Annotated in this window: 9 protein-coding genes and 2 pseudogenes; 5 read left to right on the plus strand and 6 right to left on the minus strand. The window is 58.0% G+C overall.

All coding sequences use genetic code 11. The features are described 5' to 3' along the window. Positions 1-344 precede the first annotated feature (344 nt). The gene (locus tag BQ8482_RS19050; RefSeq protein WP_095777381.1) at positions 345-557 is read left to right on the plus strand and encodes a cold-shock protein; all 213 of its coding nucleotides are present in this window, start codon (positions 345-347) and stop codon (positions 555-557) included. A gap of 283 nt (positions 558-840) precedes the next feature. Here the strand turns inward: BQ8482_RS19050 and BQ8482_RS19055 are convergent, their stop codons facing one another. Beyond that, positions 841-1,809, minus strand: coding sequence for a DMT family transporter (locus BQ8482_RS19055; RefSeq protein ID WP_123149059.1), 969 nt, complete (start codon positions 1,807-1,809; stop codon positions 841-843). Between the two features lie 792 nt (positions 1,810-2,601). Between BQ8482_RS19055 and BQ8482_RS19060 the strand changes: the two genes are divergently transcribed. Next, the gene (locus BQ8482_RS19060) at positions 2,602-3,435 is read left to right on the plus strand and encodes a prephenate dehydratase (protein WP_165848631.1); all 834 of its coding nucleotides are present in this window, start codon (positions 2,602-2,604) and stop codon (positions 3,433-3,435) included. A 57-nt stretch (positions 3,436-3,492) separates the two neighbouring features. Beyond that, positions 3,493-3,674 (plus strand): annotated as a pseudogene (locus BQ8482_RS19065) (hypothetical protein); the annotation flags it as partial. Between the two features lie 144 nt (positions 3,675-3,818). On the opposite strand, the gene hemN reads toward BQ8482_RS19065, so the two are convergent. Further along, positions 3,819-5,153 (minus strand): oxygen-independent coproporphyrinogen III oxidase, encoded by a 1,335-nt coding sequence (gene hemN / locus BQ8482_RS19070; protein ID WP_123149061.1) that lies wholly within the window; start codon positions 5,151-5,153, stop codon positions 3,819-3,821. Positions 5,154-5,359: 206 nt separating this feature from the next. Then, a complete protein-coding gene (locus BQ8482_RS19075; RefSeq protein ID WP_008874817.1) occupies positions 5,360-5,827 on the minus strand; it encodes a Ros/MucR family transcriptional regulator in 468 nt (155 codons plus the stop codon). A 542-nt stretch (positions 5,828-6,369) separates the two neighbouring features. Here BQ8482_RS19075 and BQ8482_RS19085 point away from each other — a divergent pair. Then, the gene (locus BQ8482_RS19085; protein WP_123149063.1) at positions 6,370-7,407 is read left to right on the plus strand and encodes a cytochrome-c peroxidase; all 1,038 of its coding nucleotides are present in this window, start codon (positions 6,370-6,372) and stop codon (positions 7,405-7,407) included. 229 nt (positions 7,408-7,636) lie between these two features. On the opposite strand, the gene tdh is transcribed toward BQ8482_RS19085, so the two are convergent. Further along, positions 7,637-8,671, minus strand: coding sequence for an L-threonine 3-dehydrogenase (gene tdh, locus BQ8482_RS19090; RefSeq protein ID WP_077376197.1), 1,035 nt, complete (start codon positions 8,669-8,671; stop codon positions 7,637-7,639). Positions 8,672-8,823: 152 nt separating this feature from the next. On the opposite strand from tdh, the pseudogene BQ8482_RS40595 reads away from it, so the two are divergent. After that, a pseudogene (locus tag BQ8482_RS40595) lies at positions 8,824-9,083 on the plus strand (IS630 family transposase); the annotation flags it as partial. 257 nt (positions 9,084-9,340) lie between these two features. On the opposite strand, the gene BQ8482_RS19100 reads toward BQ8482_RS40595, so the two are convergent. Both BQ8482_RS19100 and metK read right to left on the minus strand, forming a co-directional pair. Beyond that, positions 9,341-10,333 carry an adenosine kinase gene (locus BQ8482_RS19100; protein ID WP_123149064.1) on the minus strand — a complete coding sequence of 331 codons (993 nt, stop codon included), beginning with the start codon at positions 10,331-10,333 and terminating at the stop codon, positions 9,341-9,343. A 108-nt stretch (positions 10,334-10,441) separates the two neighbouring features. Next, the gene (metK, locus tag BQ8482_RS19105) at positions 10,442-11,617 is read right to left on the minus strand and encodes a methionine adenosyltransferase (protein ID WP_123149065.1); all 1,176 of its coding nucleotides are present in this window, start codon (positions 11,615-11,617) and stop codon (positions 10,442-10,444) included. Between the last annotated feature and the right edge of the window lie 42 nt (positions 11,618-11,659).

The following is an 11,659-nucleotide window of genomic DNA, read 5'->3' on the forward strand; positions in this document are numbered from 1 at the left end:
ACGAATATGGTGGCGTTAGCGGGCGCCCGTTAGTTGCTGGGTCGCCAGCGTGCCCTTGCTCACATCGGTAGATAACAGATCCCGTGGTAGGACTCCAAACCAGCGATAGACGCGGTTCTGCAACTTTCCGGAGCGTTGCAGGCTTCGCTTGTCTTTTGGGCCATTCCGAGCGCCAGCGCGGGAGATGCTTCCGGCGACAGGGCGGTCATGGCGGGCCTTGCGAGCCGCTTGCGATTGGACCGGGGCTTTTGCAATTTTCGCTTTTGCTGCCCCTAAAATCTCGGATATGAAGCGGACTGGCTTATGGCCTGCCCACATTGAAATGGTTACAAAGGAATACGATCATGGCGACCGGAACGGTAAAGTGGTTCAACAGCACTAAGGGATTTGGATTTATCCAGCCCGACAATGGCGGTCAGGATGTTTTCGTCCACATTTCCGCTGTCGAACGAGCGGGCCTTTCGACCCTTAATGAGGGTCAGAAGATCAACTACGAGATCGAACAGGACCGCCGTACTGGGAAGTCCTCCGCTGGCAGTCTCAGCAAAGCTGGCTGAACTTTTCTCCGTCTGCCCGGCAAGCCGGGCAGACGTGCCACTGACTCGCCCCATAAGAGCGGCCAAGAACAAGGATCCCATCGCAGACCGGGGCAGGATTGTGGGAAGCTGCTAATTTCTACTGAAGCAAGATGTTTGAGAGTGAAGAGGGGCGGGTCCTCGGCTTCTTATGTTCTGCAGCAGATTCTTCGCGGCAGATAAACGCATCAGAACGAATGTGGATAGATGACATCAAGCTGCGACCTTCTTGTGGGTCGCGGTCCCTTCACACACCGCTCGATTGCTAGCTCGCGGCGCCTTCGCGTTCGGATCTGATGGACCTCGCCATCATTACGAGATAGCCGACCACCGCGCCAGTAATGATACTTCCTCCGATGAGGTCTGAACGAGTCGGCATTTCACGGAATGCGAGCCAGGTCCACAATGGCGCGAGTGGCGCTTCCAGTGCCAGAATGAGAGAGACTTGGCACGCCGGAAGTCGACGAGTGCCGGCCAGGAAGAAAACAGCAGGAAACGCGAGTTGCACGAAACCGAACAAAGCGAGAAGTCCCAGATCTCGGAGGTTCGGGAAAAAAGGTTCGCAAAACCAAAAGCTGACAAGGGCAACAAAAGCATTGGCCAAACAGATGAAGGATAGAACGGACTCTTCTCGGTGGCGACGGATCAGCACGGTAGTGATCGACATCGTGACAGTCGTGACAATCGCAAAGGCGTTGCCAAAAAGTTCAGATTTCGATCCTGCTCCAGAAACGAGCACATAGGTGCCTATGAGGATGGTTATCGCTGCTACAATGGTCGCTGGGCGAAGGTCCTCACTCAGCCATAACCACGCCAAGATGCCCGTCAAGACTGGTCCAGCAGAAAAGATGATGAATGCATTGGCAGTTGAGGTAAACTGACACGCTGGGATGAATGCGAGCATGTTAACAGCGAGACAGATCGCGATGGCCATGCCCTGCATCGTTGGCCGAAAGCCGGCTCTATGACCAGTTGCAAGTAGATAAACTGCAAGGAAAGCCGCCGCAAACACGCTGCGCCAAAACAAAATTGTCCAAGTAGAAATCGGCAGGGCCCTTACGAACATTCCTGCAGTGCTCGTAGCGACCGCAGAAACTATAAGAAAGAGAATCGCCCGTATATAATTGTCCCGAAGCAGTGCAGTCGACGCACTGCTCAACGCCTGCGGTGCTAGCCGCGTCCACCAGGCGGAACGTGCTGTGGCCGACCGCTCTCGATCTGGTGGCCTACCCATTGCTCGCGCCTTTACCGAGAAAGGAGACACTATTGAGCGATGGGTGCGGTTTCCTGAGAAGCCATTGGCTGAAGTTGGCGCAAGATGGATCAGGAACACTCACGTATTGTGTTGCGCAGCTCAAACTAAGCAGCGTCGTCACCTCACGAGGCTTCACTTCAGCAGCCGCTGCATACGACACCATTGCGCACACTCCCCTCCGCCGCAGCGATCTCCAGAATCCGAGCTTCTCAACCTGCGAGATAACCATTGGCCTGCAACGCCGAAATGGTTGGCGGCCGTTCGGTAATGAAGCCGTTATTGTTGCAAGATTCTGAAGATAATCTAAGTTAATTGGGACAAAAGTGGCGACGGTTTGATGTCGATACTGTAAAATAATACTTGCAAATGCGCATCTTATGTGAACGTGTAATATGAATTGTGAAAGTTGTATTGGCTCCGCTTGACAGTTAGCTTGTCCATAGTGAATGACACAGCTAAATAGCAAAGCCGGAGCCGAAGCCGAAGTGGTCAAGGGCAATACCCATGCCTATCCCGCGGAGCTCGAAGGATTGGATCGATGAAGGTCGTATCGCTAATGAGGACCGATTCGGTGATCTTGAGTTCCAGCCGATGGGTAGACAGCCCCGTCTTGGTCGGGATTCGTTTGAATGCACTGCTCTGTATTCTGATGGCTTCCCAGCCCTAGCCTCGAGTTCGATGCGGAATATTTTCATGTCATGAACATCTCTACATGTGAATCTTCATGGAATGAGGCGTCTGACGCACTCTCGATCGGGCGTGGCCGGGGAAATGAACGAGCAATTCAAGCAGCTTCCAGCGATTGACATCTCCGGGATCAAGAGGGCCGGGTACATTGGCCCCGAGGGGACCTGGACCCATCAAGCCACCCTGGACCTCTTTGGTGACCAAGTTGAACTCGTTCCGTTCAGCGACGGATTGTTCGAAGCGTATGAAAATGGCTGCGTCGACGTTGCTTGCGCCCCAGCTACGACCTCTCTCGTCGGAACCACTCCTTACCTCGATCAGATCCTGAGCTTGAGGTCTCCCAAGATTATCGCCGAGTATCCGAAGGTCCTGAGCTACAGCCTCATTGCGAGCAAGGATGCGAGTTTCTCGACGATCACCAAGGTAATGGGGCACCCCGTAGCCTTGCAGGAGGTGGCCGCGTGGCTTGACGAGAACATGCCGAACGTCGAGCGAGAGAGCCGCATGGGAACGACATCTTTCGTGGCTGAGCAAAAAGCTCCCTCGATAGCGGCATTTGGTCCTGCACTTGGAGCCAAGTTGTACAATCTGCAGATCTTGCGAACAGGAATCGAAGAAGGGTTACATAACGTAACCCGGTGGTGGGTGCTTGGGCGCAACACGCCTGCGTCGACAGGATTCGACCGGACGACACTTCATATCCGCGCGTCAGAGCAGATCCTCAATTATATACTGAACATGTTCTCGAAGGAAGATTTAGTCGTTCTCAATATCTATGAGCGTCCGACATGCGAGCGGCTGGACACCCATCAGTATGTCATCGATGTCGCTGGACACGTTTCGACGCACCCGGCGCTGGCTGCCCTGGCGACGATCGATGGCATTAGGATTCTGGGATCGTACCCACGTCTTTACTAGCTATGGCTAAGCTAGTTTTCGTCCATAACGCCAAACTGTTGATCCTCATCTTTGATGAAAAAAGGGGCAGCCGCATCGAAACTTGACACGATGCACACGATCGTGCTGCCGGCCACCGACGAGGTCCTCGCGCCGATGATCGTCTCGCTGCCGATACAGCTTCTTGCCGACCAACGGCGGTATTCATGAGCACAGATGTCGAGAAGATGAGCAATCTCGCAAAACCAGTCACTGTCGAAGATTGTGACGCGTTCATAGACGGCAACGCTCGTCCATTCGGAAAACGCCGAGCACTTCAAGCGACGCAAGGGCGTCGTCACCGGCGTGCCGTTTAGCAACGAGCGGTCATCCCTTTGGTCTCGCCCCACGCTGCTTGGATGTGCTTAGGGGCTAACCCGGTCGAGAAAAGCATCGAATGCGGCAGCAACAGCGCGAATCACGAAGCGATGCTCCTGCCGCACTCGGATGAAACCCTTTTCGATGTCCACTATCCCGTCCTCGGCCAGCATCGCCAAGCGTTCAGCTGAATCGAGAAGACGGATCGGATCAAATCCATGGGCAGCACAGATTGCCGGCACATCGGCCTCCAAATCGCACATCAGCCGCTCGATGATTGCGGCTCGCACGCGGTCTTCGTCTGTGAGATGGTAGCCCTTTGACGTGGCCAGACGGCCAGCTGCTATGTGCCGGCTGTAGAACTCCCGTGTAACGTCGTTCTGGACGTAGCCCTCGCCGACACGCCCGATAGCCGACGCGCCGAAACCGATCAGGGTTTTGCAGGTGTCGGCCGAGTAACCCAGCGAATTTCGCCGTAGGCGACCGCAAGCCTGTGCCAGCGTAAGTTCGTCGTCCGGCAAGGCGAAATGGTCGAGGCCGATCTCTCGGTAGCCGGCCGCAACCAGCGTGTCTGCCACGGCCGCAGCCTGTTCGGCGCGGGCAACGCTGTCCGGTAGGGCTGTCTCCTCGATCAGGCGCTGATTCTTTATGACGGACGGAATGTGCGCGTAGCCGAACACCGAAAGCCGGTTGGGGCGCATGGCGACCGCCGCCGTCGCGGTCTGGACGCAGGACTGTACCGTCTGATGCGGGAGGCCAAAGATCAGATCGAAGTTGATGCGGCTTACTCCATGCCGACGCAGCTCTTCGACGGCAGCGGCCGTCTGCGACTCGCTCTGGACCCGGTTGATTGCTTTTTGAACAATGCGATCAAAGCTCTGGACCCCGAGGCTCGCGCGGTTCACGTTGGCTGCTCCCAATGCTTCGGCGATCTCGGCCGTGAACGTGCGCGGGTCAATCTCGACGGCGATCGTAGCGGGTTTCCTGAACGCGAAGCGGCGGCGCAGGAGTTCGATCATGGCCAAAAACCCCGCTGGCCCGATAAGAGTCGGGGTTCCACCGCCGAAATGCACGTCGTTCACGCGCAGCCCCTGCGGCGTTTGCTCCGAGACCAAACGGATCTCGTCACGCACCACCGCCAGATAATTGAGGATCGGCGCATCCCTGCGGGTGATGGTGGTAGGGAAGCCGCAATACCAGCAAATCGATCGGCAGAACGGAATGTGGAGATAGAGCGACACCGAATCGTCAGCCGGCAGGCCCCTAAGCCATTCCTCATAAGTTTCGGCGCCGACCGCGGCGGAGAACTCCGGCACAGTCGGATAGATGGTGTACCAAGGCAGGAGAGCCTCGCGATATTTTTTCAGGATAGAAGTCTGCAAGAGTTTCCGTCCCAAGTTGATAACTGTCCTCCTTTTACCCCTGCGATCTCCTGTGTCTCTGCGTTATGTCAATTCCGTTCCGCTTCGCGGGTGTCTAATCACACCGTCTGCAAGGAAAAGGCGGGACCTGGTCCCGCCTTTTCGATGTTTCGCTCACATTATGCCGATTGAGCCGCCAGCCCCACAACGAGTCTAGATGGAAAAACTCACGCTGGTACCTTCTTTCTAGACCGCTTCTCGGGCGCCGAGACTTCAGGCTCTTTTGGTTTGCGGCCGAGTCCCATTGTCTTGGCCAACGCAGAGCGCGCAGCCGCATAGTTCGGCGCGACCATGGGATAGTCCGCCGGCAGACCCCATTTGGCGCGATATTCATTAGGGGTCAGCCCGTAATGGGTCGCCAGATGACGCTTTAGCGATTTGAATTTCTTGCCGTCCTCAAGGGAGATAATGTAGTCCGGCGTCACCGATTTTCTGATCGGGACCGCCGGCGTCAACACCGTCGGCTCTTGTGCCGAGACGCGACCGGCCGCCGTGCCTTTCAAAGCTTCGTGCACTTGGCCGATCAGGGCAGATAGGTCCCCCACCGGAACGGGATTATTGGAAACATAGGCTGAGACAACATCTGCGGTAAGCTGGATGAGGTTGTCGATGTTTTTGAAGTCTTCTTCTGGCATGAAACTCTCCGGGGGATTGGTCTGCGGAGCGTCGCTTCTAGTGGTGATTTCCGATGAAGGCAACAAATCTCGCGACAGGATTGTTCGTTGCTCGTCCAACATTGAGGTCTATAGCGCCACATCACGCTGTCGTGACACTGATCTGCGCGGTAACCGCTTTCCATAACTGCGCCAGTATCCGCGGTTCAGTCCCGATCTCGACCGTTTGATCTGCAAAAAGGAAGACGCAGAAAGCTTGTAAAGCACCATGAGCCGTGCACTCGCTGGGAGCAGAAAACCTTGCGCGTATGAAACAGGTTGGCGTTGCGGCGGCATATGGCGACAGGCCACGGAACCGACCAAACCCTCAGGCGAACAAACAGCGATTGCGCGCGCCCACCATTGGAATCCGCCGTCGGGCGATGAATACATCGCAGTCACAGTTTCCGCCGCTCGATTGGCTGGTCGGCAGGCACGATTCCCTCGATCCGCTGATCTAGCGCAGGGCGTTCGCAAGCCGCATGTGGAGAATGGTTTCCGTGCACATCGCAAGGACTCCATTTATGAAAATTCTATTCACTGCGATGGCTGTTGCGCTGGTGGCAGCCACAGCTTTTGCTGCGCAGTTCATTCCGCCAGACCTCAGAGAAACGGCACTGGCCACCTTCGAGCCCTTGCCATTCACGCCGGCGCTCACCAACAACCCGATCACGCCGGAGAAGATTGCCCTCGGCAAGGCACTGTTCTTCGATCCACGCCTCTCGTCCTCAGGCGTTTTCTCCTGCAACTCGTGCCACAACCTGGCCACCGGGGGCGACGACAATCGTGAAACTTCGATTGGCCATGGTTGGCAGAAGGGGCAGCGCAACGCGCCGACGGTGTTTAACTCTGTCTTCAACAAATCACAGTTTTGGGACGGTCGCGCCGAAGACCTGAAAGCTCAGGCCAAAGGGCCGATACAGGCCGGTGTCGAAATGGCCAACACACCGCATCGAGTGGTCGAGACGTTCAAATCGATGCCGCAATATGTGGAGTGGTTCCATTCAGCTTTCCCGGAGGAAGCCGATCCCATCACCCTCGAAAACGTAGCCAATGCACTCGCAGACTACGAGGGGACACTGGTCACGCCGGCCCCCTTCGACGCGTTCCTCAATGGCGATGACACAGCCATCGGTCCTGAAGAGAAACAGGGCCTGGCCCTTTTCATCGAAAAGGGCTGCTCGTCCTGCCATTCGGGTGTCAACCTTGGTGGGGAAGGCTATTATCCATTCGGCCTCGTTGAGAAGCCTACCGCCGACGTTCTGCCGGAGAACGACAAGGGACGATTTGCCGTCACCAATGTACCAGAGGATTCCTATGTTTTCCGCGTGCCGTCGCTGCGCAACGTAGCAATCACCGCGCCATACTTTCATTCGGGCAAGGTCTGGGACCTGAGAGAGGCGGTCGCTATCATGGGCACCACCCAGCTTGGCCAAGAGCTAACGCAAATCGAAATCGATCGGATCGTTGCCTACCTTCATTCGCTGACCGGAAAGCGACCGGAGATCACATATCCCATCTTGCCGACTGAAACGCCCACAACACCTCGGCCTCGATCCTAGGCATTGGGAAAGCAGACGATCGCGTCGGGGCCTGTGAGCATTGATTGACCGATCTGGGCGAATTGCCACAAGCGTCGTCCGATTGGGCCGCGATACGCGCCGACGATTGAGCGGCGCACGTTGGGGAGGAGCCACTGCCTTGCACCAGCGATGCCCCTCGCGGGGAGATCGCCGGCAGGCCAGGGTGGTGTCCCGTCAGCACCTTCGCAAAGTCACGCCGGCCATCGCCCTACCAGTCCATCACCACCTTGCCGGAACTGCCGCTGCGCATCGCATCGAACCCCGTCTGGAAATCATCGATGCCGATGCGGTGCGTTATAAGCCCTGAGACATCCAGCGGTCCCTGCACAAGCGCGATCATCTTGTACCAGGTCTCGAACATTTCGCGGCCATAGATGCCCTTGAGATGCAGCATCTTGAAGATGACCTTGTTCCAGTCGATCTCGAATCCGGTCGGCGCGATGCCCAAAATGGCGATCTTGCCGCCATTGTTCATGGCGTCGATCATGTCGCGGAAGGCGGGTGCCGCGCCCGACATTTCGAGGCCGACGTCAAAACCTTCGGTCATGCCGAGCGCCGGCATGATATCGCGCAGCTTTTCCTTCGACGCGTCGACCACATGCTGGACGCCGAGTTTTTTCGCCAGCGCCAGCCGCACCGGGTTGATGTCGGTGATGACCACTTTTCGCGCGCCGACGCACTGCGCCACCAGAGCACCCATGATGCCGATCGGCCCGGCGCCGGTGACCAGCACGTCCTCGCCGACGAGATCAAAGGACAGTGCGGTGTGAACCGCATTGCCCAGGGGATCGAAGATTGCGGCGATCTCGTCGGGCACGTCGTCGGGGATCGGCACGACGTTGTGCTGCGGGATCGCCAGATATTCACCGAAGGCGCCTGGCCGGTTGACGCCGACGCCGAGCGTGTTGCGGCACAGATGCCCCCTGCCCGCCCGGCAGTTGCGGCAATGGCCGCAGACGATGTGGCCTTCGCCCGAAACACGCTGGCCGATCTTGTATTCGGTGACCGCCGCGCCGAAGTCGGCGACCGTGCCGACGAATTCGTGGCCGGTCACCATCGGCACCGGCACGGTCTTCTGCGCCCACTGGTCCCAATTGTAGATGTGGACGTCGGTGCCGCAGATCGCGGTCTTCTTGATTTTGATCAGAACGTCGTTCGGGCCGATTTCCGGCACCGGCACTTCTTCCATCCAGATGCCCGGCTCGGCCTTGGCCTTGACCAGCGCCTTCATCATGTTCGACATCAGAATCTCCTTACACCTATGGTGATTGCGCTTTTCGCGATCCCTTGGATTAGCCTGCACAACGGAAGTTAGGCTCCTAGAGCACGTCCTGTGATCGTTGAATCGACTGTGATGTGACGGCTGCGTTCTGGGTTGATTCAACATCCACCGGGATGGAGGTGGACGATGGGAAGAGCATTGAGCGGGACATTCGGTCGCGGGTCTCGAAGGCTTCGGACGAGGGCATGTTGGCGCCGCAAGCGGTGGCGCCGTTCAGCGTGGGAGGGCCCAGCGCGATCCGCTGGATTGTGCGGGCGAAGATCAGTGAGCTGGGCGCCAGGCCCGCAAGGCTGCCGCCGCCGCCTCCAGCCTCGACGCAGTAGTCTTCATCGTCGGGCCGATCGAGGAGGGCAGGGACGTCACGCTGAACGATCGTTGTCTTCAAAGAACATAGTCCGGGTACTTGGGGTGGAGCTCTGAACGACTTGCGCCAAACGTCGGCATGGTGATGATCAAGATCGCCCCGAACTGCTACCCGCAGGTGCGACAAGGTCCTGAGTCTCGATAATCAGAAACTTCAAAGGAAAGCCATCTTTCACGGACGGGCATACGACATTTCAATTTACACACGCTTGCCTCGACCGCCTGCACAAGGGGAGGAGGCCAGCACGTCGCGGAAGTGCCCAGCCGCTACAACAACCCCGCCTGCTCAGCCTCGTGGCGCAGATTCTGCCTCGGCCTGGGCCCGATCTGCTGGATCACCAGCCCGGCCGCCAGCGAGCCGAGATCGCCGCAATGCTTCAGGCTGCGCCCTTGCGTGTAGCCGTAGAGGAAGCCGGCGGCATAGAGGTCGCCGGCGCCGGTGGTGTCGACCAATTCGCGGATTTTGGTCGCATCGATCGTGACGGTCTGGTCGCCGCGCACGATCACCGAGCCCTTTTCCGAGCGGGTGACGGCGGCGATCTTGCAGTCCTTGCGGATCTGCGCCAGCGCCTCGTCGAAGGAGGCGGTCTGGTAAAGCGACTTGATCTCGTGGCTGTTGGCAAAGACGATGTCGACGGTGCCCGAGCGCATCAGGTCCAGAAACTCGTCGCGATAGCGGTCGACGCAGAACGAATCCGACAGCGTCATCGAAACTTCGCGGCCGGCGGCATGCGCGAGCTTCGCCGTCTGCCGGAACGCTTCCTTGGCGCGCGGCGGGTCCCAGAGGTAACCCTCGAAATAGGTGACTGCGGCGCCCGAAGCCTTGTCGGCCTCGACATCCTCCGGCCCGAGTTCGACGCAAGCGCCGAGATAGGTGTTCATCGAGCGCTCGCCGTCGGGCGTGACGAAGATCATCGAGCGCGCCGTCGGCGGTTCGCCATTGAGCGGCCTGGTGTCGAAGGCGACGCCCTGGGCATGCATGTCATGCGCGTAGATTTCGCCGAGCGTGTCGTTCGAGACCTTGCCGAAGAAGGCGGCGCGACCGCCGAAGCTGGCGACGCCCGCCGCCGTGTTGCCGGCGCTGCCGCCGGAAGCTTCGATGGCCGGGCCCATGCGGCTGTAGAGCAGTTCGGCGCGCCTCGTGTCGATCAGGTTCATCGCGCCCTTGATGATGCCATTGGTCTCCAGGAATGCCTCGTCGCACTGGGCGATGATGTCGACGATGGCATTACCGATACAAAGCACGTCATAGTCCAGCATCTATTCATATCTCCGCCAAAAACCCACCCTCTGCCGCGCCGGGCGCGGGCGGGTTTTTGCAGGTGTGGAATGGAGTTGCCGTATGCCGCTGCATCCAACATCGGCGCATCACGCTGCTGCCGGTCCTGCCTCACGCAGCAGGTCCTCAGCTCTGTCCGTCCTTTCCCACGTGAACTCCGGCTCTTCGCGGCCGAAGTGTCCGTATGTCGCGGTTTTGCGGTATATTGGGCGTAAGAGATCAAGCATCTTGATGATGCCTTTCGGTCGGAGATTGAAAAGCTCAAGAACGACGCGCTCGATCCTTTTTTCGTCGATCTTTGCGGTTCCGAAGGTATTGATCAGGATAGACACCGGCGCGGCCACACCGATCGCGTAGGCAAGCTGAACCTCGCAGACATCCGCAAGGCCGCTTGCAACGACATTTTTTGCGACGTACCGCGCCGCATAGGCGGCCGAGCGATCAACCTTGGACGGGTCCTTGCCGGAAAAGGCGCCGCCACCGTGACGCCCCATCCCACCGTAGGAATCGACGATGATCTTGCGTCCGGTGAGCCCGCAGTCGCCGCGCGGCCCACCGACCACGAACCGGCCTGTTGGATTGACCAGGAACCTTATCCCCGTCGTATCCAAGTCGGGGGGCAAGACCGGCCTTATGATCTCCTCAATGACGCCTTCGCGGACCGTGGCTTGTGAGACCTCCCCGTCATGCTGCGTCGACAGGACTATGGTATCAATTGCCACGGGGCGCAGACCTTCATAGCGGACGGAGACTTGAGATTTCACATCAGGGCGCAGCCAGCTAAGCCGTCCCGTTTTCCGCACCTCTGCCTGTCTTTTTGTCAAATCGTGAGCGAGTTGGATTGGCACCGGCATCAATGTTTCGGTCTCGTTGCATGCGTAACCGAACATGAGGCCTTGATCCCCAGCTCCCTGCTCGAGATCCTGCCCTCGTCCCTCGTCGACGCCCTGGCTGATGTCGGGCGATTGCTCGGTTAGGGCCAGGACCACTGCGCAACGCCGACCGTCAAAGCCGATGGCATCGTCGTCATATCCAATATCCAAAATGGTATCGCGGGCAACTTGGCTGTAATCGATCTGCGCATGGCTGGTGATCTCGCCAGCCAGAACGACCAATCCTGACTTCACCAACGCTTCACAAGCGACGCGAGCCTCAGGATCCTTACGAAGGATCGCATCGAGGACGGCATCTGAGATATTGTCGGCCATCTTGTCGGGATGTCCTGCGCCGACGGATTCGGAAGAGAACACGAATTGCCTGGTCATGAAATGTCCTCGCTTCAGATGTTGTAGTTAGGTGTGACACTT

It is taken from the genome of Mesorhizobium delmotii, from assembly GCF_900149755.1.
Taxonomy (GTDB): Bacteria; Pseudomonadota; Alphaproteobacteria; order Rhizobiales; family Rhizobiaceae; genus Mesorhizobium; species Mesorhizobium delmotii.

Bases quoted from the DNA above. Each gene is read 5' to 3' on its own strand.
- BQ8482_RS19060 (WP_165848631.1), top strand. From the start codon at position 2,602: ATGAACGAGCAATTCAAGCAGCTTCCAGCGATTGACATCTCCGGGATC.
- metK (WP_123149065.1), bottom strand. From the start codon at position 11,617: ATGACCAGGCAATTCGTGTTCTCTTCCGAATCCGTCGGCGCAGGACAT.
- BQ8482_RS19050 (WP_095777381.1), top strand. From the start codon at position 345: ATGGCGACCGGAACGGTAAAGTGGTTCAACAGCACTAAGGGATTTGGA.
- BQ8482_RS19100 (WP_123149064.1), bottom strand. From the start codon at position 10,333: ATGCTGGACTATGACGTGCTTTGTATCGGTAATGCCATCGTCGACATC.
- BQ8482_RS19075 (WP_008874817.1), bottom strand. From the start codon at position 5,827: ATGCCAGAAGAAGACTTCAAAAACATCGACAACCTCATCCAGCTTACC.
- BQ8482_RS19055 (WP_123149059.1), bottom strand. From the start codon at position 1,809: ATGGGTAGGCCACCAGATCGAGAGCGGTCGGCCACAGCACGTTCCGCC.
- tdh (WP_077376197.1), bottom strand. From the start codon at position 8,671: ATGTCGAACATGATGAAGGCGCTGGTCAAGGCCAAGGCCGAGCCGGGC.
- BQ8482_RS19085 (WP_123149063.1), top strand. From the start codon at position 6,370: ATGAAAATTCTATTCACTGCGATGGCTGTTGCGCTGGTGGCAGCCACA.